The 20142-nt window shown below is 73.5% G+C and carries 21 protein-coding genes; 5 read left to right on the top strand and 16 right to left on the bottom strand.

The annotated features are described in order from the left end of the window. Positions 1-14: 14 nt before the first annotated feature. The 4 genes from ACGFIA_RS19820 to pepN all read right to left on the bottom strand — a co-directional run bounded on the left by ACGFIA_RS19820 (position 15) and on the right by pepN (position 4371). Complete coding sequence (locus ACGFIA_RS19820) at positions 15-644, bottom strand: histidine phosphatase family protein (RefSeq protein WP_357388443.1); 630 nt, start codon at positions 642-644, stop codon at positions 15-17. Then, a complete protein-coding gene (gene rsfS / locus ACGFIA_RS19815) occupies positions 641-1063 on the bottom strand; it encodes a ribosome silencing factor (protein WP_393261328.1) in 423 nt (140 codons plus the stop codon). The genes ACGFIA_RS19820 and rsfS overlap by 4 nt, the downstream gene beginning before the upstream one ends. A gap of 110 nt (positions 1064-1173) precedes the next feature. Next, positions 1174-1770 carry a nicotinate-nucleotide adenylyltransferase gene (gene nadD / locus ACGFIA_RS19810; RefSeq protein WP_357388441.1) on the bottom strand — a complete coding sequence of 199 codons (597 nt, stop codon included), beginning with the start codon at positions 1768-1770 and terminating at the stop codon, positions 1174-1176. Positions 1771-1854: 84 nt separating this feature from the next. After that, a complete protein-coding gene (pepN, locus tag ACGFIA_RS19805) occupies positions 1855-4371 on the bottom strand; it encodes an aminopeptidase N (RefSeq protein WP_357388439.1) in 2517 nt (838 codons plus the stop codon). Between the two features lie 66 nt (positions 4372-4437). Here pepN and ACGFIA_RS19800 point away from each other — a divergent pair, with 66 nt between their 5' ends. Then, positions 4438-4656, top strand: coding sequence for a DUF397 domain-containing protein (locus ACGFIA_RS19800; RefSeq protein WP_013287999.1), 219 nt, complete (start codon positions 4438-4440; stop codon positions 4654-4656). A gap of 7 nt (positions 4657-4663) precedes the next feature. Here ACGFIA_RS19800 and ACGFIA_RS19795 read toward each other — a convergent pair whose 3' ends face one another. After that, positions 4664-5050, bottom strand: coding sequence for a hypothetical protein (locus ACGFIA_RS19795; RefSeq protein WP_357388437.1), 387 nt, complete (start codon positions 5048-5050; stop codon positions 4664-4666). Positions 5051-5289: 239 nt separating this feature from the next. Here ACGFIA_RS19795 and ACGFIA_RS19790 point away from each other — a divergent pair, with 239 nt between their 5' ends. Then, positions 5290-6573: a cytochrome P450 gene (locus ACGFIA_RS19790; protein ID WP_393261323.1), complete on the top strand. Its 1284-nt coding sequence runs from the start codon at positions 5290-5292 to the stop codon at positions 6571-6573. Between the two features lie 21 nt (positions 6574-6594). Here ACGFIA_RS19790 and ACGFIA_RS19785 read toward each other — a convergent pair whose 3' ends face one another. Both ACGFIA_RS19785 and ACGFIA_RS19780 read right to left on the bottom strand, forming a co-directional pair. Continuing rightward, the gene (locus tag ACGFIA_RS19785) at positions 6595-7773 is read right to left on the bottom strand and encodes a zinc-dependent alcohol dehydrogenase (RefSeq protein WP_357476438.1); all 1179 of its coding nucleotides are present in this window, start codon (positions 7771-7773) and stop codon (positions 6595-6597) included. Continuing rightward, positions 7770-8408, bottom strand: coding sequence for a cyclase (locus ACGFIA_RS19780; protein ID WP_357476436.1), 639 nt, complete (start codon positions 8406-8408; stop codon positions 7770-7772). Before ACGFIA_RS19780 ends, ACGFIA_RS19785 begins: the two co-directional genes overlap by 4 nt. 120 nt (positions 8409-8528) lie before the next feature. Between ACGFIA_RS19780 and ACGFIA_RS19775 the strand changes: the two genes are divergently transcribed. Further along, on the top strand, positions 8529-9611 hold the full coding sequence (locus tag ACGFIA_RS19775) for a glycosyltransferase (RefSeq protein WP_393261319.1): 1083 nt from the start codon (positions 8529-8531) through the stop codon (positions 9609-9611). A 63-nt stretch (positions 9612-9674) separates the two neighbouring features. Here the strand turns inward: ACGFIA_RS19775 and ACGFIA_RS19770 are convergent, their stop codons facing one another. From ACGFIA_RS19770 to ACGFIA_RS19760, 3 genes are read right to left on the bottom strand one after another with little or no spacing between them, the layout of a single operon-like run. Then, positions 9675-10313: a DUF3618 domain-containing protein gene (locus ACGFIA_RS19770; RefSeq protein WP_357388427.1), complete on the bottom strand. Its 639-nt coding sequence runs from the start codon at positions 10311-10313 to the stop codon at positions 9675-9677. Then, positions 10310-10762, bottom strand: coding sequence for a phage holin family protein (locus tag ACGFIA_RS19765; RefSeq protein ID WP_018787295.1), 453 nt, complete (start codon positions 10760-10762; stop codon positions 10310-10312). Before ACGFIA_RS19765 ends, ACGFIA_RS19770 begins: the two co-directional genes overlap by 4 nt. A gap of 31 nt (positions 10763-10793) precedes the next feature. Continuing rightward, positions 10794-11579 (bottom strand): hypothetical protein, encoded by a 786-nt coding sequence (locus ACGFIA_RS19760; RefSeq protein ID WP_357388425.1) that lies wholly within the window; start codon positions 11577-11579, stop codon positions 10794-10796. A 209-nt stretch (positions 11580-11788) separates the two neighbouring features. Here ACGFIA_RS19760 and ACGFIA_RS19755 point away from each other — a divergent pair, with 209 nt between their 5' ends. Together ACGFIA_RS19755 and ACGFIA_RS19750 are read left to right on the top strand one after the other, a co-directional pair. After that, complete coding sequence (locus ACGFIA_RS19755) at positions 11789-12253, top strand: DUF4383 domain-containing protein (protein ID WP_393261576.1); 465 nt, start codon at positions 11789-11791, stop codon at positions 12251-12253. A 77-nt stretch (positions 12254-12330) separates the two neighbouring features. Next, complete coding sequence (locus ACGFIA_RS19750; RefSeq protein WP_393261314.1) at positions 12331-12990, top strand: DUF6766 family protein; 660 nt, start codon at positions 12331-12333, stop codon at positions 12988-12990. Positions 12991-12993: 3 nt separating this feature from the next. Here ACGFIA_RS19750 and ACGFIA_RS19745 read toward each other — a convergent pair whose 3' ends face one another. From ACGFIA_RS19745 to ACGFIA_RS19720, 6 genes are all read right to left on the bottom strand, one after another. Continuing rightward, positions 12994-13443, bottom strand: coding sequence for a GNAT family N-acetyltransferase (locus ACGFIA_RS19745; RefSeq protein WP_357388421.1), 450 nt, complete (start codon positions 13441-13443; stop codon positions 12994-12996). 59 nt (positions 13444-13502) lie between these two features. After that, positions 13503-14954: a GTPase ObgE gene (gene obgE, locus ACGFIA_RS19740; RefSeq protein WP_393261311.1), complete on the bottom strand. Its 1452-nt coding sequence runs from the start codon at positions 14952-14954 to the stop codon at positions 13503-13505. 90 nt (positions 14955-15044) lie between these two features. Beyond that, positions 15045-15299 (bottom strand): 50S ribosomal protein L27, encoded by a 255-nt coding sequence (gene rpmA / locus ACGFIA_RS19735; RefSeq protein WP_013288010.1) that lies wholly within the window; start codon positions 15297-15299, stop codon positions 15045-15047. A gap of 11 nt (positions 15300-15310) precedes the next feature. After that, positions 15311-15625 (bottom strand): 50S ribosomal protein L21, encoded by a 315-nt coding sequence (gene rplU, locus ACGFIA_RS19730; protein ID WP_018787289.1) that lies wholly within the window; start codon positions 15623-15625, stop codon positions 15311-15313. A 295-nt stretch (positions 15626-15920) separates the two neighbouring features. Continuing rightward, complete coding sequence (locus tag ACGFIA_RS19725; RefSeq protein WP_393261308.1) at positions 15921-19253, bottom strand: Rne/Rng family ribonuclease; 3333 nt, start codon at positions 19251-19253, stop codon at positions 15921-15923. A gap of 130 nt (positions 19254-19383) precedes the next feature. Further along, positions 19384-20103 (bottom strand): TIGR03936 family radical SAM-associated protein, encoded by a 720-nt coding sequence (locus ACGFIA_RS19720; RefSeq protein WP_357388519.1) that lies wholly within the window; start codon positions 20101-20103, stop codon positions 19384-19386. Positions 20104-20142: the final 39 nt, after the last annotated feature.

Here is a 20142-nt window from a genome sequence, read left to right as displayed (position 1 = left end):
CGGGGCCGGAGGTGTCAGAACGCGTCGGTGAGCGCCGGCTGGGTGATCAGGCCGACGTTGTGCGCGCGCAGGTGCCAGCCCCGGACGTCGTCGTGGCGCAGCTCGGACCAGTGGCAGTTGGCCAGCGAGCCGAGGCTGCGCAGCACCGCGTGGTCCCAGCCGAGCAGGTGCCCGACGCCCTGCCGGGCGCCGCCGCCGTGCGTGGTCACCACGACGGTGCCGCCGGTGGCCAGATCGGCCGCGTCCTGGAATCCGGCGCCGAGCCGGGCGCCCAGGTCGTCCAGGGGTTCGATGCCGGCGCCGGGGTCCGGGTCGCCGGCCCGCCAGCGCGCGTACTCGTCGGGGAACCGCTCGGCCACCTCGGTCAGGGTGAGGCCCTGCCACTGGCCGAAGTGCCGTTCGCGCAGCCGGGCGTCGGAGCGGACCGGCAGCCCGGTCAGCGCCGCCAGCGCGGCGGCGGTGTCGGCGGCCCGGCGCAGGTCGCTGGCGACGATCGCGTCCGGGCGCAGCGCGGCGAGCACCGGCGCGGCGGCCCGGGCCTGCTCCCGGCCGAGGTCGTTGAGCGGTACGTCGGTCTGGCCCTGGACGCGGTTGCCGGCGTTCCAGTCGGTGTTGCCGTGCCGCCAGATGATCAGGCGGGTCATTCGGCGGTGGCGGTGGCGGTGGCGGTGGCGGTGCCGGCGGCCGAGTCGGCCAGGTCGCGATCGGTGAACGGGATCTGCGGGCAGTCCTTCCAGAGCCGGTCCAGCGCGTAGAACTCGCGCTCCTCGGTGTGCTGGACGTGCACCACGATGTCGACGTAGTCGAGCAGCACCCAGCGGCCACCGCGCTCGCCCTCGCGGCGCACCGGCTTGGCCTTCTCCGGCAGCTCCAGCAGGCGCTCCTCGATGGCGTCGACGATGGCGAGCACCTGACGCTCGTTCGGAGCGGCGGCCAGCAGGAACGCGTCGGTGATCGCGAGCTGGTCGCCCACGTCGATGATGACGATGTCCTGTGCCTTCTTGTCGGCCGCGGCCTGGGCGGCGGCCATCGCCAGCTCGTGCGCGCGTTCGGAAACTGTCACCGTTCTCCTTCGATCAACAGTGCGACCCTCCAAGCGTCTCACACCCGGCGGTGTGGCGACTCGTCAGTTCTGGTCGATTTCAGGCATGGACCGGGACGGAACGGGGCGAATCACCGCTGGTAAAGACGCCGTTTCGCGATGTACTGCACCACACCGTCGGGCACCAGGTACCACACCGGCTCGCCCCGTGCGACGCGCGCACGGCAGTCGGTCGACGAGATCGCCATCGCCGGCACCTGCACCAGGCTCACCGAGTCGGCCGGCAGGTGCTTGTCGGTGAGTTCGAAACCGGGCCGGGTCACGCCGATGAAGTGGGCCAGTTCGAGCGCCTCGTCCAGGTCCTTCCAGGAGAGGATGCGCTCCAGGGCGTCCGCGCCGGTGATGAAGAACAGCTGGGCCTTCGGGCCGTACTCGGCGTGCAGGTCGCGCAGCGTGTCGACGGTGTAGGTGGGGCCGCCCCGGTCGATGTCGACCCGGCTCACCTGGAAACGCGGGTTGGAGGCGGTGGCGATCACCGTCATGAGATAGCGGTCCTCGGCCGGGGTGACCGCTTCCTCCGCCTTCTGCCACGGTTGCCCGGTCGGCACGAAGACGACCTCGTCCAGGCCGAACCGGTCGGCCACCTCGCTCGCCGCTACCAGGTGCCCGTGGTGGATCGGGTCGAACGTGCCGCCCATGATGCCGATCCGCCGGATGTCTTCCTCCACCCAGCGATCGTAGGCCGCGTCTCGGACGGGCCCGGGCGGGGTCGGCCACGCCGGGCGGGTGCGCCCCCCGCCCGGCGTGCCCGGTCAGGCCGACGCGGCGGCCACCGCCGTCCGCGCCACGAGCGCCCGGCGCATGTCGTCGTCCAGGTCGGTCACCCACCGCCGCAGACCGGGCGTGAGGTCGTCGCGGGCCAGCAGCGCCGCGGCCATCTCCCGGGTGGGCTGCGACACGGCGTAACGGGGGTACGCGGCGACAGTGACCGCGTCGGCCACCCAGGCGGTACGCAGACGCGCCGCCGCCGGCATATCGGTGAAGTAGCGCTCCACGTACCCGGCGGTCAGCTCGGGCTGCTCGGGCTGCCAGAAGCCCTCGGCGGTCGCCTCGACCAGCCGGTTCGACAGCTCGGTGCTGCGCGTGACGATCTCCCAGGCGGCCCGTTTCGCGTCGGCGTCGGGCAGCGCGGCCCGGCACGCGGCGGCCTGCTCGGCGCCGGTGGCGCTGCGGTCGCCGTCGGCCTCGGCGTCGATCTCCGGCGCCCCGGCCGCGCCGAGCACCACGAGCCGGCGAAGCACCGCCCACCGCAGGTCGGCGTCGACCGCGAGCCCTGGCGGCACGTCCTTGCCGGCGAGCCAGCCGGTCAGCATGGCCGTGTCGGTGGTGGCACCGATCAGGCCCCGCGCCGCCGCCAGTTGCAGGGAGCCGCCCGCGGGCGCCGAGTCGAGCAGCGCCGCGCAGGCGGTCGCCACCCGCAGCAGCGCCGCGTCCCGGGCGAGCGGGTCGAGGTAGCGGTCGATCAGCCGGCGGCTGAGCAGCAGCACGTCCTCGACGATCGTCACTTCGGTCTCGGCGGGTAGCGCCGCCGCGATCAGCCCGGCGAGCGCGCCGGCCGGCCGTTCCCCGTCGGTGACCGCGTCCAGCGTCTCGGCCCAGAGCAGCGCCCGGGCCAGCGAATCGTCGAGCCCCGGCAGCAGCAGCGGCACCGCGTCCGCCGAGGCCGGGTCGAGCCGGATCTTGGCGAACGTCAGGTCACCGGCGTTCGGCAGCACGAGCCCGGTGGCAGGCCGCCCGACCAGCTCGGGCAGCGGCGTACGACCGCCGTCGGCGTCGGGGTCGAGGTCGACCTCGAACCGGTACGCCGGACCGTCGGCGGTGTGGTGGGCCACCCCGATGCGGTGCGGCCGCAGCACCGGGTGGCTCGCCGGGGCGGTCTGCACGATCGCCACATCGGTCCACCGGCCGTCGGCGTCCACGGCGGTGTCGACCCGCAGCGTGTTCACCTGCGCGCGGCGCAGCCAGCGTTCCGCCCAGCCGTCCAGGTCGCGGCCGCTCGCCGCGCCCAGGGCGGCCAGCAGGTCGGCGAGCGTGGCGTTGCCGAACCGGTGCGCGGCGAAGTGCGCGTTCAGCCCGGCCAGGAACGCCTCGTCACCGAGCCAGGCGACGAGCTGGCGCAGCACGCTGGCGCCCTTGGCGTACGAGATGCCGTCGAAGTTGAGCAGCGCCTGCGCGGCGTCTGCCACCTCCTCCGGCGCCACCGGGTGGGTGGAGGGGCGCTGGTCGGCGGTGTAGCCCCAGGCCTTGCGGTGGCTCGCGAACGTGGTCCACGCCCGGTCGAACCGGGTCGCCTCGGCGGTGACCCGGGTGCCGAGGTATTCGGCGAAGGACTCGTTGAGCCACAGGTCGTCCCACCAGCTCATGGTGACCAGGTCACCGAACCACATGTGCGCCATCTCGTGGGCGATGGTGGTGGCGCGCAGCTCCCGCTGGGTGTCGGTGACGGCGGAGCGGAAGACGTAGTCGTCGCGGATCGTGACCAGGCCCGGGTTCTCCATCGCGCCGGCGTTGAACTCGGGCACGAACGCCTGGTCGTACTTGCCGAACGGGTAGCGCTCGGCGAAGAGCTGGTGGAAGCGGTCGAGGCACTGCCGGGTGACGGTGAGGATCTCGTCGGCGTCGGCGTCCAGGTGGGCGGCGAGCGAACGCCGGCAGTAGAGGCCGAGCGGGATGCCGTCGTGCTCGGCGCGCAGCACGTGCCAGGGCCCGGCGATCAGCGAGACGAAGTAGGTGGCCAGGGGTTCGGTGGTGGCGAAGTCCCAACGCCCCGGTGCGGGCCGGTCGGCCAGCGGCCCGTTGGCGGCGACAGTCCACTCCGGCGGCGCGGTGACGGTCAGCGTCACAGGGGCCTTCAGGTCGGGCTGGTCGAACGCGGCGAAGACGCGCGGCCCGTCGTCCAGGAACGACAGCGCGTAGAGGTAGGTCTCGCCGTCTGCCGGGTCGACGAAACGGTGCAGCCCCTCGCCGGTGTTGGAGTAGGCCATCTCGGCCTCGACGGTGAGCGTGTTGTCCTCGGCCAGGCCGGTCAGCGGCAGCCGGTCGCCGGCCAGCAGGGCCGGGTCGAGGTCGTTGCCGTTGAGGCGGACGGCGAGGAGTCGGCGCGGCTTGACGTCGACGAAGGTCTCGGCGCCGGGGGTGGCCCGGAACCGGATGGTGACGGCGGAGCGGAACCGCTCGGCGTCGCCGGTCAGGTCGAGGTCCACATCGTAGGACTCGACGGTGATCGACGCGCGGCGCGCGGTCGCCTCTGCACGGGTGAGGCTCGGCATCCGCTTATCCTGCCCGATGTGGTCCGCTCGGGCCGTCTCGTTACGCGTGGCGATGGAGGAACAGCGATGGGTCAGCACCCCAAGGGCGATTTCGACCTCTCCCGGGCGGTTTGGCAGCGGGCTGAGGGCGACACCTCCGAGGGAGCGGTCGAAGTGGCATTCGTCGACGACCTGATCGGTATGCGCAACTCCGCCGAGCCGGACGGGCCGGTGCTGGTCTTCACCCAGGCCGAGTGGGACGCGTTCGTCGCGGGCGCCCAGGACGGCGAGTTCGACCTGGACTGAGCGCGGCTCAGTCACCGTCGCCCCAGCCGAGGCCGCCCGGACCGGGCGCGTGGTGGAAGCCGGGGTGGCCGGCCACGTCCGCACAGCCCTCGCCGTCGGGGCCGAGGGCGTCGCAGAACAGCCGCTCGGCGCGGTGCCAGGCGTCCGCCGGGGACAACGCCGCCGCGCCGAGCGCCAGCTCCGGGCGGAGCAGGCCGAGGGCTTCGGCGTACGCCACCGCGTGCTCCCGCGCGACGGCGGGATCGGCGGCGGCGAAGCCCAGGTGCACTGTGAAGTGGCGCGGCGGGCGGGGCGCGGAGCGCCGGGGCGCGCCGATCAGCGGCCCGCCGCCGCGGTCGCCGCGCAGCCGGGCCGTCGCCTCGCGGTGCCGTCGTACCGCCCTGTCGTCACGCATCGGTGTCCTCCCCCGTCTCCGGTGACCGCGCCGCCGGACGTCGCGCCGGCGGCGGCGGGCCGGTCGCCGCCGGTCCGCGACACCGAGACAACCAGCTTTTCCGCGCCCGGGGAGGGGCCAGCACGCGTCCGTGTCGCCGGCCCCTCCCTCAACGGGCCGGAGCTGCTGGAATGGAGGGTTCGGCCGCGCCGGCCCGGGTAGGTAGGCAGGGCCGCCGAACCGCGTCAGGAGCAGCTGAGATGAGCACCATGCCGAGCGACCGGAGCCCGGACAGCACGCTCGCGTTCCTCCGTGAGGGCTACCGCTTCGTCGGCGCCCGCTGCGACCGCCTCGGCACCGATGTCTTCCAGACCCGGCTGCTGCTGGAGCCGACGATCTGCCTGCGCGGCCGGGAGGCCGCCGAGTTGTTCTACGACGAGGAGCGGTTCGTCCGGCGCGGCGCGATGCCGATGCGCGGGCAGCGCACGCTCACCGGCGTCGGTGGTGTGCAGGGCCTCGACGGCGAGGCGCACCGGGTCCGCAAGGCGATGTTCATGTCGATCATGACGCCGGCCGCGATCCGCCGCCTCGGGGAGGTCTTCGACGAGCAGTGGCGGGCCCGGATCCCGGTCTGGGCGCGGGGCGGGCCGGTGGTGCTCTACGACGAGGTGGGCCGGATCCTGACCCGTACGGTCTGGGCCTGGGCCGGGGTGCCGCTGGCCGAGGCCGACGTGCCGCGCCGGACCGCCGAGATGCACGCCATGATCGAGTCACCGGCCGCGCTGGGCCCCCGGCACTGGCGCGGGCGGCTCGGCCGCCGGCACGCGCAACGCTGGGCCGGCGAGCTGATCGAGCGGGTACGCGCGGGCGCGGTGCCCGCACCCGAGGGCAGCGCGCTGGCGGTCGTGGCCGGGCACCGGGACGAGCGGGGCCTGCCGCTGCCGCGCCGGATCGCCGCCGTGGAGCTGCTGAACGTGCTGCGCCCCACCGTCGCGGTGGACCGGTACGTGGTCTTCGCCGCGCTGGCGCTGCACGACCACCCGCACTGGCGGGACCGGCTGTCCGGCGACGACGACGCGACCGAGCAGTTCGTGCAGGAGGTACGCCGCTACTACCCGTTCTTCCCGGTCACCGCGGCCCGGGTGCGCCGCTCGTTCCAGTGGCGGGGGTACACGTTCCCGCAGGGCCGGCGGGTGCTGCTCGACCTGTACGGCACCAACCACCACCCCGACGTGTGGCCCGAGCCGGAGCAGTTCCGCCCGGAGCGGTTCACCGGCTGGCGCGACGACCCGTTCGGCCTGATCCCGCAGGGCGGCGGTGACCACTTCACCGGCCACCGCTGCGCCGGTGAGTGGATCACCATCGAGCTGATGAAGCGGGCCGTGACGAACCTGACCGGGGCGATGAGCTACCGCGTACCGCCCCAGGACCTGGCGCTCGACCTCGGTTCGATGCCGGCGTTGCCGCCCGCCGGACTGGTGCTCGACGGGGTACGCCCGGCCGACGGGGCACACCCGGCCGACGGGGTACGCCCGCTGCGCTGAACGGGCGCACCCCTCACTCGGTCAGGCGGCCTGCGGGTGCAGCACGCTACGCAGGCAGCCGTCCTCCTTCTTCTCGAAGATCTCGTAGCCCCGGGCGCCCTGTTCCAGCGACATCGGGTGGGTCGCCAGGTAGCCGGGGTCGATCTCGCCGGCCGCGACCCGGTCCAGCAGCATCGGGATGTAGCGCTGGGCGTGCATCTGCCCCATCCGCAGCACCAGTGCCTTGTTCATGGCCGCGCCGAGCGGGAACTTGTCCACCAGGCCGCCGTACACGCCGACGATGCTCACCGTGCCGCCCTTGCGAGCCGCCATGATCGCCTGACGGACCGAGGTGGGCCGGTCGGTCTGCGCGCGTACCGTCTGCTTGGCCTTGTCGTACGCGTACGCCGGGCCGACGTCGTGCGACTCCATGCCGACGGCCTCGATGCAGGCGTCCGGGCCGCGCCCGGCGGTCATCTCCCGCAGCGCCTCCAGCACGTCGGTCTCGGCGTAGTTGATCGTCTCCACGCCGAGCCGCTGCGCGGCGGTGGCGAGCCGTTCCGGCAGCCGGTCGATGACCACGACGCGCTCGGCGCCGAGGATCTGCGCGGACCGGGCGGCCATCTGGCCGACGCCGCCGGCGCCCCAGACGGCCACCACCTCGCCGCCCTTGAGGTCACAGAAGTCGGCGGCCATCCAGCCGGTCGGCATCGCGTCGGAGGCGAAGACGACCGAGTCGTCCGGCACCCCGTCGGGCACCGTGAACGCGCCGACGTCGCCGAACGGCACCCGGATGTACTCGGCGTGGCTGCCGGAGTAGCCGCCCGCCGCGTGCGAGTAGCCGAGGATGCCGGCGGGCGAGTGGCCCCACAGCTTCTCGGTGAAGACCGGCTGCGGGTTGGAGTTGTCGCAGAGCGAGAACTGCTCGGTGCGGCAGTACCAGCACGAGCCGCAGGCCACCACGGATCCGACCACCACCCGGTCACCGACGGAGATCCGCCGCACGTCCGGGCCGGTCTCGACCACCTCGCCCATGAACTCGTGGCCGAGGATGTCGCCCTCGCGCATGGCCGGCAGGTAACCGTTGATCAGGTGCAGGTCGGAGCCGCAGACACTGCTCGCGCGCACCTTGACGATGATGTCGCCGCCGGACCTGATGGTCGGCTCCGGCACGTCCCGCACCGCCAGCTTGCCCACGCCCTCCCAGCACAGCGCCCTCACGGTCGTCCTCCCGCCGTCAGCCTCTCGCGTACCTTGTCCGTCGCCCGTTCCTGCCGGGGGTTGCGCCCGGACGGGTCGTGCCGGGTGTCCAGCACCTGCCCGGTCTCGATCAGCGACTTGATCCGGCGCAGCGCGGTACGCAGCCCCAGGTCCGGGTCGTCGCCGCCGGCCAGGCCGACCGCCCGCCGGATCGGCCCGGAGCGCCACCGCAGCTCGGCCCGGATCTCGGTGCCCCGGTCCTGCGGGGCGGCGACCAGCTCGACCCGGCCGCGCTGGGCGACCGGCCCGTCGGTGACCCGCCAGCTCAGCCGGCCCGGCCCGTCGACGGTGATCTCGGCCCGCCACTCGGTGCCGCCGCCGGCCGGGTCGACCGCCACGCAGCGCCACCGGTTCGCGTCGAGCTGCTCCAGCGTGGCCCACTCGGCCAGCCCTCGGTCGAGCCGTTCCCGGTCGGTCCAGAAGCCGATCACCTCGTCGACCGGCCGGTTCACGGTGATCCCCCGGTGCACCACGTACCAGCCGTCCTCCCGGTCGGGCTGGTGCCGGTGCCGCCGCCGCGCCACCGTCCGGGTGACTCCGAGCGCCGTCACGGCGGCGGCGCCGGCCAGCGCCCATCTCGTCGCGTTGCTGGGCATCACGTCTCCTTCCGACTCGGTCCGTCCGTATCCGGCTGCGCTACCCGACGCAGCACGCCCGAAACGGTTTCAGCGACCGCATTCCGGGCAAGTCGCGTCACCCGACACGAGGGAGGCGACGTGACCCGACCGACCGCCGCGTACCGCGACGAGGGCGCCGCGTCCGCGCCGGTCCGGCTTCCGATGGCGTACGTCCTGCCGCTGCGCGCCCACGACGACAGCGGCCTGGACGAGCTGACCGGGTACCTGCGCGAGCTGAGCCGGTCTGTCGACGTGGTGGTGGTCGACGGATCGGCGCCGGAGCTGTTCGCCCGGCACGCCGCCGCCTGGCGCGGGCTCGTGCGGCACGTGCCGCCGGACCCGGCGCTGCGCGGGCGCAACGGCAAGGCGCTCGGCGTGCTCACCGGCGTCGCGCTGGCCCGGCACGAGCACGTGGTGATCGCCGACGACGACGTCCGGTACGACCGGCCCGCCCTGTGCGCGGTGCACCAGATGCTGGACGGGGTGGACCTGGTCCGGCCGCAGAACCACTTCGACCCGCTGCCCTGGCACGCCTGGTGGGACACCGGCCGGACGCTGCTGGCCCGCGTGTTCGGCGGCGACTGGCCGGGCACCCTGGGAGTGCGGCGGAGCACGTTCCTGGCGATGGGCGGCTACGACCCCGACGTGCTCTTCGAAAACCTGGAGCTGGCCCGGACCGTGCGGGCGTACGGCGGCAGCACCGCCACCCCGGCCTGGCTGTACGTGCGGCGGCTACCGCCCTCCGCCGCGCACTTCCTCGGGCAGCGGGTGCGCCAGGCGTACGACGAGACGGCCCGGCCGGTGTGGCTGCTGGCCGCGCTGGCGGTGCTGCCGGCGACGGCGGTCGCGATCGCCGCCCGCCGGCCCGGGCTGCTGCTGCGGGCCGGGCTGGCGACGGTCGCGGTGGCGGAGCTGGGCCGGCGCCGGGCCGGCGGCGCCCGGGTCTTCCCGGCGTACACCGGCCTCGCCGCGCCCGCCTGGGTGCTGGAGCGTGGCCTGTGCGCCTGGCTGGCGGTGGGCCGGCGGCTGCGCGGCGGGGTGCCCTACGCGGGCGCCCGGCTGCGGACGGCGGCCAACCCCACACGCGCCCTGCGCCGGCGGATGACGCGGCGCCGCCCCGACGATCTGGTGCTCTGGGTGCAGGCCGGGGCACTGCCCCCGCCGCTGCGCGCCGAGGTGTAAGGAAGGGCCCCTTCTTATCGCCTGGCGATAAGAAGGGGCCCTTCCTTACCGAGGGCGCGGACTTCAGGACCGCACCTGCTCGGCGCTGTGCCGGACGTCCTGCGCGGCGGCGCGGCCGTCGTCCTTGACCGCGTACGCGGCGTCCTGCGCGGTCGCCTTCACCGACTCGGCGGCGTGCTGCGCGGGCTCGCGCAGCTCCTCCTTCAGCTCACCGGCGACCTCGCCAAGCTTCTCCTTGACCACGCCACCGTGCTCGGCGGCCTTCTCCTTGACCTGCGCGGCGACCTGCTGCTCGCGGCGGGTGGCCGGAATCAGCGAGGAGACCAGCATGCCGACGCCGAAGGCGATCACGCCGGCGGCGATCGGGTTGCCCTCGGACTTGCGCCGCACCACCTGCGGCGCCCGGTGGGCGGCGTCACTCACCGTGGCGGCGGCGGACTGCGCCTTGTCGCCCACCGTGGAGGCCATCGAGGAGGCGTGGTCGCCCACCGAGTGGGCGGCGTGGCCGGTGCTGTGGCCGAGGTCCGAAGCGGTTCCCATCACCTTGTCCTTCACGTTCGTCAGCGCGCTGCGTACGCGCTGCTTGCGGTCGTCGACGATGCGGCTCGGGCTGACCTTGTACGCCAGGGCGTCCACGTCCGAGCTGAGGTTGTTGCGAGTGGCTTCGATCTCACGGCGGATCTGCTCGGGATCGGTGCTCATCGGGTGACTCCCTCCGGGTGCGGCTTGAGCGCGTCGGGGATGCGCTGCACACTGTCGTTCGTCTGCTTCAGGCCGCGGATCCGCTCGGCGTTCTTCTTGCCCATCGAGTACAGGACCGCCGCGACAGCGGCCCAGATCACGGCCACGATCAGCGCGGCCAGCCCGGAGTCCATGACGTTGTCGAGGAACTGCCAGATCGCGATCGAGACGAAGAGCGCCACCATGTAGCCGCCGAAGCCGGCGCCGCCGAACAGTCCGGCGGCCTTGCCCGCCTTCTTGCCCTCCTGGCGGATCTCGGCCTTGGCGAGCTCGACCTCCTGGCGCATCAGCGTGGACAGGTCGGTGGTGACCTGACGCATCAGGTCACCGAGCGAGCTGCCGCGCACCTCGTCGGCGTGGGGCGGTGCGCCCGCCGCCTGATAGCCGGGGTCCTGCGTGGGTACGGTCATGCCGTCGCCTCCCTTCTGCCGGTGCGGCCGGTCACGGGCGGGGAGCACCGGTGGACGGGACACCAGGCAGCGGGTCGGTGCGCTCCGGCGGCGGCAGCGGCTGACCGGTGCCACCCGCCGGGTCGGCCCAGGTGTTCGGGGCGCCGCCGGCCGGGTAGGTCGCGCCCGGCGCGGAGTAGCCCGGGTCCGGCTCGGCGTAGCTGCCCGGCGTCGGGTCGAGGTAGCCGCCCGGCGGCACCTGGCCCGGCACCTCGCGCGCGGTCGGGATGACGGCGGTGCGGTCCGGGTCGTACGCCGGCCGCGCCGTGCTGTCGTCGCCGATCGCGGCGATGTTGCGGGTGAGCCGCCCGGCGACCACGCCGAGCAGCGCCGCGCCGACGAGGAACGTGCCCGGGTTGCGGCGGGCGTAGCTCTTCACCTCGTTGAGCAGGTCGCCCGGCTCGCGCTGCTCCAGCCAGCCGGCCACGCCGTGCACCCGCTCGGCCGCCTGGTGGGCCAGCTCGGTGACCGGCCCGGAGCCGCCGCCCTGCTGCGCCATGGTGCGCATCTCGTCGGCGAGCGAGCGCAGCCCGCTGGCGGCGCGCTGCTGCTGCTGGCCGGCCTGGGCGGTGACCTGGCTGCGGGTCTCGCCGTAGAGGTCGCGGGCCTGCCGCTTGGCCTCGCCCACCACCTCCCGGCCCTGCTCCTTGGCGGTCTGCGCGACAGCGCCGCCCGCGTTCGCGGCGTCGGAGCCGACCTGGCGGGCCTGATCACGTACGCCGCCACCACCGTTCGTCGACTGGTACGTGGCCGAACTGGGGGAAAGATCCTGAGTCATGGTGTCCCTTCCGCTCGTGTGTTTCCCAGCGGTTGTCTTCGGGGGGTACGCGGATCGTTTCCGCGTGACAATCGCCCTACCCCAGGTCGACGACTCCATGCCTGATTCGTGAATTCTCTGCGGGACCGGCCCGCCCCGGTCAGAGAATGGGATGCCTGCCCACCCGGGCGGCGACGCGTCCCACGGGGGTGACAGGGATGGCACGTGACCTGCGCGAACACGCGCCCGCCCGGCCTGCGGTGCAGAAGGTCGCCCTCGCGGCGGCGGCCCTCTTCGCGCTCATCGGCGTGCTCGGCTTCGTGCCCGGCATCACCACCCACTACGGCGAGTTGACGTTCGCCGGGCACCACTCCGGGGCGAAGCTGCTCGGGGTGTTCCAGGTGTCGGTGCTGCACAACCTGCTGCACCTGCTGTTCGGGCTGGTCGGGCTGGTGATGGCCCGGCGGCTGGCCGGGGCACGGGTGTTCCTGGCCGGTGGCGGCACGCTCTACCTGGTGCTGTGGCTGTACGGCTTCGCCGTCGACAGGGACACCGCCGCGAACTTCGTGCCGGTGAACGACGCCGACAACTGGCTGCACCTGTTCCTCGGCTTCGGCATGCTCGCCGCCGGCCTGCTGCTCAACGACAATCTCGGCACCGGCAGCCCGGTCGAGGCCCCGTTCGACCGCCCCTGACCAGGCGCGACACGCCGGGCCGGCGTTTGCCCGGGTACCGCCGGGGGCAGGAGGGCAGCGACGAGGAGGTTCGGGCGATGCCACGGTGGTTGCGCGACAACATGCTCTCGGTGGCCATGCTCGGCGCGTTCCTCGTCTTCCTGCTGCTGCAGAGCGTGTTCGGCTGGCAGGTGCACAACGAGGAACTGAGCCGGTACGGCGCCGAGCCGCTGAGCTGGTGGGCCTATCTGGGCACCGGGCACTTCGCCGAGGCGGTGTTCGAGAACTGGGAGTCGGAGTTCCTCCAGATGGGCGGCTACGTGCTGCTCACCGCGTACCTGGTGCAGAAGGGCTCGGCCGAGTCGAAGCCGGTGGACCAGACGGACCGGCCGGAGGACAACCGCGACCACGCCGGCCCGCACGCGCCGTGGCCGGTACGCGTGGGCGGGCTGCCGCTCGTGGTCTACCGCAACAGCCTCGCCATCGCACTCCTGATGATCTTCGGGGGCGCGTTCCTGGGGCACCTGTTCGGCGGCGTGGCCACCTACAACCGGGAGCAGGCGCTGGAGAGTGGCGCCGCCCCGATCAGCGCCTGGCAGTTCCTCGGCACCAGCGACTTCTGGTTCCAGTCCATGCAGAACTGGCAGAGCGAGTTCCTCGCCGTCGGCGTGCTGATCCTGCTCAGCATCGTGCTGCGCCAGCACGCCAGCCCGGAGTCCAAGCCGGTCACCGCGCCGCACGCGCAGACCAGCGCCTGAGCGTCAGGCCGCGACCGGCAGCCGCTTGGCGAAGCAGACGCTGTACGGGTTGTCCACGTACTCGCCGTAGACCGGGATCGGCTCGTAACCACTGGACCGGTAGAGCCCGATCGCGGCCGGCAGGTAGGTGCCCGTCTCCAGGCACACCGTGCGGTGACCCTGCCGGAACGCCAGTTCCTCCAGCGCCACGAGCAGCTGCCGGGCGATGCCCCGCCCCCGGTACGCCGGCCGCACGTACATCCGCTTCAGCTCGCCGGTGCCGGCGTCGAGCGCCTGGAGTCCGCCGCAGCCGACCGCCCGGCCGCCGACGACAGCGGCCAGGTAGTGGATGTCGGTGTGCACGACTGTGACCTGCCCGTCCAGGCCGCCGTCCGCGTCGCGCAGCTCACGCTGCTGGGCGACGACGAGCGCGGCGATCTCCGGATCGGTGACGGGACGGGACTCGATCAACATGTCCGTACGCTAGATCGGCCGGATTTCGCGCAGGTTTCCCGCCACCGACCCGCAAACGGCTACTCGGCGTCCGCTTCCGCGGCGGACGCGGCCTCGATCTCGTCCTCCGGCCGGACCCGGCGGGCCTTGCGGGCCGCCAGCCGGTCGGACGCCGACGGACGGTTCGACTTCTCCTCCAGCCGGACGTCGGTGCCCCGGTTACCGGGTACGAAGTCGACACCGGCGTAGAGCGTCGGCTGCCAGTCGAACTCCCGGTCGCCGATGCGCACCAGGTCGCCGGCCTGGGCGCCGGCCTTGGCGAGCTTCTCCTCGACGCCGAGGCGGGCCAGCCGGTCGGCCAGGTAACCCACCGCCTCGTCGTTGTCGAAGTTGGTCTGCTTCACCCAGCGCTCCGGGCGGCTGCCGCGCACCGTGTACGAGCCGTCGTCCTCGGCCTCGATGGTGAAGCCGGCGTCGTCGACCGCCTTCGGGCGGATCACGATCCGGGTCGGCTCGGCCGGCGGGGCGGCGCGGCGGCCCTGGTCGACCAGCTCCGCCATCGCGTACGTCAGCTCGCGCAGGCCCTCCCGGGTGGCGGTGGAGACGTCGAACACGCGCAGCCCGCGCGCCTCCAGGTCGGGGCGGACGATGTCGGCGAGGTCCTTGCCGTCCGGCACGTCGACCTTGTTGAGCGCGACCAGCCGGGGCCGGTCGGCGAGCCCGCCGTACTGGGACAGCTCGGACTCGATGGCGTCGATGTCGGCGAGCGGGTCGCGGCCGGGCTCCAGCGTCGCGGTGTCGATCACGTGCACCAGCACGGCACAGCGCTCGACGTGGCGGAGGAACTCCAGGCCCAGGCCCTTGCCGCTGGCCGCGCCGGGGATCAGGCCGGGCACGTCGGCGACGGTGAAGGTGTGGTTGTCCACCCGGACCACGCCCAGGTTCGGCACCAGCGTGGTGAACGGGTAGTCGGCGATCTTCGGCTTGGCCGCCGAGATCACCGAGATCAGCGACGACTTGCCGGCGGACGGAAAGCCGACCAGGCCCACGTCGGCGACGCTCTTGAGCTCCAGCACGACGTCCAGCCGGTCGCCGGGCTCACCCAGCTCGGCGAAGCCGGGCGCCTTGCGGCGGGCGTTGGCCAGCGAGGCGTTGCCGCGCCCGCCCCGTCCACCCCGGGCCGCCTCGAACGTGGTGCCGACGCCGACCAGGTCGGCCAGCACCTCGCCGTCGAGGCTCTGCACAACTGTGCCGTTCGGCACCTTGATGAGCAGGTCGCGGCCGTTGGCGCCGTCCCGGTTCGAGCCGGCGCCGCCCTTGCCGTTCTCGGCCTTCAGGTGCGGCCGGAAGTGGAAGTCGAGCAGCGTGGTGACCTGCGGGTCGACCACCAGCGACACGCTGCCGCCGTGGCCGCCGTTACCGCCGTCGGGCCCACCGAACGGCTTGAACTTCTCCCGGTGGATCGAGACACAGCCGTGCCCGCCGTCGCCGGCCTGCATGTGCAGGACGACCCGGTCAACGAACGTCGTCACGACGCCAATCCTTCCAGCGGGGTCCGCCCCGCACGGGGAAAAGCGAAGCGGGCCGGGACTCGAGGTCCGCGGCCCGCAACGCTTTGAGAACTACTGCTGCGGCACGATGCTGACGGTCTTGCGACCGCGCTTGGTGCCGAACTGCACCGAACCGGCGGCCAGCGCGAACAGCGTGTCGTCGCCGCCACGGCCGACCAGGTCACCGGGGTGGAACTTGGTGCCACGCTGACGGATGAGGATCTCACCCGCGCTGACGACCTGACCACCGAAGCGCTTCACGCCGAGCCGCTGGGCCGCGGAGTCACGGCCGTTACGCGAGCTGGACGCACCCTTTTTGTGAGCCATTGGAGGACGACCTACTTCCCGCTGGAGATGCCGGTCACCTTGACCTGGGTCAGCGGCTGGCGGTGACCCTGGCGCTTGTGGTAGCCGGTCTTGTTCTTGAACTTGTGGATCCGGATCTTCGGGCCCTTGGTGTGCGCGGCGATCTCGCCGGACACCGCGACCTTGGCGAGCTTCGCCGCGTCGGTCACCAGGTCGTCACCGTCGACGAGGAGCACCGCGGTGAGCTTCACCGCGTCGCCGGGGGCACCGGCGAGCTTCTCGACCTCGATCACGTCGCCCTCGGCGACCTTGTACTGCTTGCCGCCGGTCTTGACGATCGCGTACATCGGAGGCGGACTCCCTGTCGTTGAGGCTACTGGCGTCTATTCCACCGCTGTCGGCTGTCACACCGTTCACGGTCGTTCCCACGGCGTCTCGCCGGGAGCCGTGACACCGGCAGCGCGGGCACGCGGGAACTCAGCACACCAAAGTGCGCCGCAGGCAAGCGTACGGCATACCCGGCCCGCCCCCCAAACCGGGCCCGCGGTCCGCGTCCTCACGGCCGACCGACGGACACGACAGAACCCCCGAATCCGCCCATAGGGCGCGGATTCGGGGGTTCTGTTCGAGCAGATCAGCGCCTCACGGCCGGGTACGCCGCCGGGCACCGCCGCGCCGCGCCCGCCGGCGCGGGGCGCCGCTGTCGTCGTCGTTGTCGCCGTCACCGATCGCGTCCGGGTCGTCGGCGGCGGCCAGCCGGGCCGAGTCGCCCTCCTGGCTGTCCGCGACCGCCGAGGCGGCGGGCGTGTCCGTCTCGAACCGGGACAGGTCGTAGCCCTGGGTGTCGTAGTAGTCGTCGTCGTTCTCGACCACCTCGGCGACGGTCCGCTCCGGGGCGACGGTCCGCTCCGGGGCGGCCGGGACGGCCGGTGCCTCGTCGGCGGCCTGCGGCGACGCGGCAGGCTGTTCCGGCGCGGCCTCCGCCGCGGCGGTCTTGCGACCCCGGCGGCGGCCCTTCTCCTCGGCCGGCGCGGCGACCGCCGAGGCGACCGCCTTGACCTTCTCCCCCGCACCGCCGCGCGGCTTCTCCGGCACCGGCTCCGTGTGAATGATCACGCCCCGGCCCTTGCAGCACTCGCAGGTCTCGCTGAACGCCTCCAGCAGGCCCGCACCGATGCGCTTGCGGGTCATCTGCACCAGGCCGAGCGAGGTGATCTCGGTGACCTGGTGCTTGGTGCGGTCCCGGCCGAGGCACTCGGTGAGCCGGCGCAGCACCAGTTCCCGGTTCGACTCCAGCACCATGTCGATGAAGTCGATCACCACGATGCCGCCGATGTCGCGCAGCCGCAGCTGGCGCACGATCTCCTCGGCCGCCTCCAGGTTGTTGCGGGTGACCGTCTCCTCCAGGTTGCCCCCGGAGCCGGTGTACTTGCCGGTGTTGACGTCGATGACAGTCATCGCCTCGGTGCGGTCGATCACCAGCGAGCCGCCGGAGGGGAGGAAGACCTTCCGGTCCAGCCCCTTGAGGATCTGCTCGTCGATCCGGTACTCGGCGAACACGTCCACCACCCCGGCGTGCCGGCGCAGCCGCTCCACCAGGTCCGGGGAGACGTGCGACAGGTACGACTCGACCATGCCGTACGCGGACTCGCCCTCGATGACCAGCTCGCGGAAGTCCTCGTTGAAGAGATCCCGGACCACGCGGATGACCAGGTCCGGCTCCTCGTAGAGCAGCACCGGCGCGCCACCCTCGGTCGCCTTGGCCTGGATGTCCTCCCACTGCGCCTGCAGCCGCTTGACGTCACGGGCCAGCTCGTCCTCGCTGGCGCCCTCGGCCGCGGTCCGGACGATCACCCCGGCGCCGTCCGGCACCAGCTTCTTCAGCACGTCGCGCAGCCGCTTGCGCTCGGTGTCGGGCAGCTTGCGGCTGATCCCCGAGGCGTTGCCGTTCGGCACGTAGACCAGGTGCCGGCCGGAGAGCGCGATGTGGCTGGTCAGCCGCGCGCCCTTGTGCCCGATCGGGTCCTTGGTGACCTGCACCAGCACCGAGTCACCGGAGCGCAGCGCCTGCTCGATCGAGCGGGCCCGGCCCTCCAGGCCGGTGGCGTCCCAGTTGACCTCACCGGCGTACAGGACCGCGTTGCGTCCGCGCCCGATGTCGACGAAGGCCGCCTCCATGCTCGGCAGGACGTTCTGGACCTTGCCCAGGTAGACGTTGCCGGCCATGGTGCCGGACGAGTTGCGCGTGACGTAGTGCTCGACCAGCACGCCGTCCTCGAGCACGGCGATCTGGGTACGGTCACCGCGCTGGCGGACCACCATCACCCGGTCCACCGCCTCGCGGCGGGCCAGGAACTCCGACTCGCTCAGGATCGGCGGCCGCGTACGCCGCTGCTCGCGGCCGTCCCGGCGGCGCTGCCGCTTGGCCTCCAGCCGGGTCGAGCCGGAGACACCCTGCACCTCGTCGACCGGCTTGCGCGGCTCGCGGATCTTGACCACGGTCGGTACGCCGTCCTCGGCGGCGGTGTCCGCCTCCCCGGCGCCCCGGCGGCGGCGACGGCGACGGCGACGGGTCATCCCCTCGCCCTCGGCCTCCTCGTCCTCCGCGGGCTCCTCGGCCTCACCCTCGGCGGTCTCGGCCGCGCCGGACTCGTCGACATCCTCGTCGTCGGCCTCGTCCGCGCCGCCCTTGCCCCGGCCGCGACCACGGCGGCCCCGGCGGCGGCGACGCCGGGCGGCGGCCGTCTCGTCGTCCTCGTCCGCCTCGTCCGCCTCGGCGGACTCCTCGGCCTCGGTGACCGGCTCCTCCTCGACGGCCTCCGGCTCGACCTCGGCCTCGACCGGCTCGACCTCACGGCGGCCACGACGGCGGCGCCGGGTGGTCTCGACCGCTTCCTCGATCGGCTCCTCAGCGGCCGGGTAGGTCACCTGGACGGCCGGCGCCTCGTCGGGCTGCGGCGCCATGAACAGGACGGTCGGCGCGGAGAGCGCGGCACGACGCCGGCGGCCGGTGGCAGGCGGCGTCTCCGCCGGCTCCTCGTCCGCACGCGGTACCGCGGCGCCCGTCGACACCACGCCCGTCGCGTCCGCCGGGCCGCCGCCGCGAGCCAGGTCGACCTCCTGGGTACGCGTCGACGCGGCGCTCGTGGTCTCGCCCTCGGCGTCCTCGTCCTCGACGGGCTCGCCGATGGCGGCCGTGCCGCTGATGGCGGCCGTGCTCGCCGTGCCCTCGGTGCTCGCCGTACCGCGGGTGCTCGCCTTGCGGCTGCGGGTGGTGCGCCGGCCGGTGGTGGGCTGCCCGGCAGCCGCGGCGGCCTCCCCGCCGACGGCCTCGCCCGTGGCGGGCCGGTCGACGCCGGCCTCGCCGCCGTCGATGTCGGCGCGTCCCTCGGCGATCAGGTCGCCACCGGGCGCGGAGACCGGCCCGTCGATCACCGCGTCCGCGGGCGCCTGCCCAGCGGCGGTCTCGTCCGGCGCCACGGTCTCGGCGGCCGGCGGCGGGGCCTTGCGACGGCGGGTCCGGGTCACCTTGACCGGCGGCACGACCTCCTCCGAGGCGGCCTCCACCCCGGCTGCGGCCACCGGCTCCTCGACCGCCTTCGCCGGTGTCGCCTTACGACGCCGCCGGGTGGTCTTCGGCGCGGTGTCCAACTCGCCGGCCACCGGCGCGAACACCTCGGCCTGCGGCGACTCGCCGCTGCCGGTCACCGTCGTGGACGCCTCGACCGGCGCGTCGGTCTGCTCCGGCTGGTTCAACGGGGCGGCCTTGCGGCGGCTGGCCCGCTTGCGGGCCGGCGGCTTGGTCTCGGCCACGCCCTCCGCGACAGCGCCGTCGGCGCTGCCGGAGGCGGCACCCTCGGCACCGGCGGAGGCCGCGCTCGCGGCGCCGCCGGAGGCGGTGGTGGCACTGTCGGCGGTCGTCCCGGCCGGCTGCGCGCCGGTCCGTTCGCCGCCCTCGGGCTCGTTCTCGAGCATGGACGTTCTCCAGTTCTGGCCGCCCCGGGCGCGGGTGAGCGCTGCCACGCAGGGTTGCCGCAAAGGTGTTTCCGCCGGGCGCGCAGACGCGCGACCGCCGAAGTCTGCCTGCCAGAGCGTTGACCGACGGTCAGCGCTCTCCGATGGTTGCCCCGTCGCGATCCGCGTCCAACGGATCGACGATCTCGCCCTGCGCGGTCAACGTGCCCTGCGCCAGCCGGATCACCTTCGGGGTGACCGGCGGCTCCAGGGCGGCCACCGCGCGGAGGCCGGACAGGACGTCATCGGGCCGAACGGACGGGGTGACCTGCCGCACGACCAGTTCGAGTATCGCACACGGTACGGCCGCCGCCCCGGAAGGCGTCTCAGCCGGAGCCACGACATCGATCGACGCCACTGCCGCACGGGCGTCGAACGTACGCCGCCCCTGCTTGGTCATCCGCTCGACCTGGATCTCCTCGGCGGCGGTGAAGGCCGCCACGGCCTCCGCCAGCACCTTCGGGTCGACCTCGGGCAGCTCGATACGCCAGTACGACGCCTCGATCCGGTCGGCCAGGCTGCCGCCGGTGGCCTCCACCGCGTCGAGTACGTCGAGGCCGGGCGAGAGCGCGGCGTCGAGGGCCTCGCGCAGCCGCGCCGGGTCGACGGGCTCACGGAGCCCGATCTCCAGGTATTCGGCCTCACTCGCCACGCCCGTCGGGGCGGCCGAGGCGTACGAGATCTTCGGATGTGGGGTGAAGCCCTGGGAGAAGGCGATCGGCACGCCGGCCCGGCGCAGCGCGCGCTCGAAGGCCCGGGCGAAGTCCCGGTGCGAGGTGAACCGCAGCGGCCCACGCTTGGCGTACCGGATACGGACCCGCTGGACGACGGGGGCCTGGCCGCCCTCGGG

The sequence above is a fragment of the Micromonospora sp. NPDC049203 genome (genome assembly GCF_043197215.1).
Classification (GTDB): Bacteria; Actinomycetota; Actinomycetes; order Mycobacteriales; family Micromonosporaceae; genus Micromonospora.
Note: the sequence above shows the minus strand (reverse complement) of the source record. Positions and strands in the feature narration are given on the sequence as shown.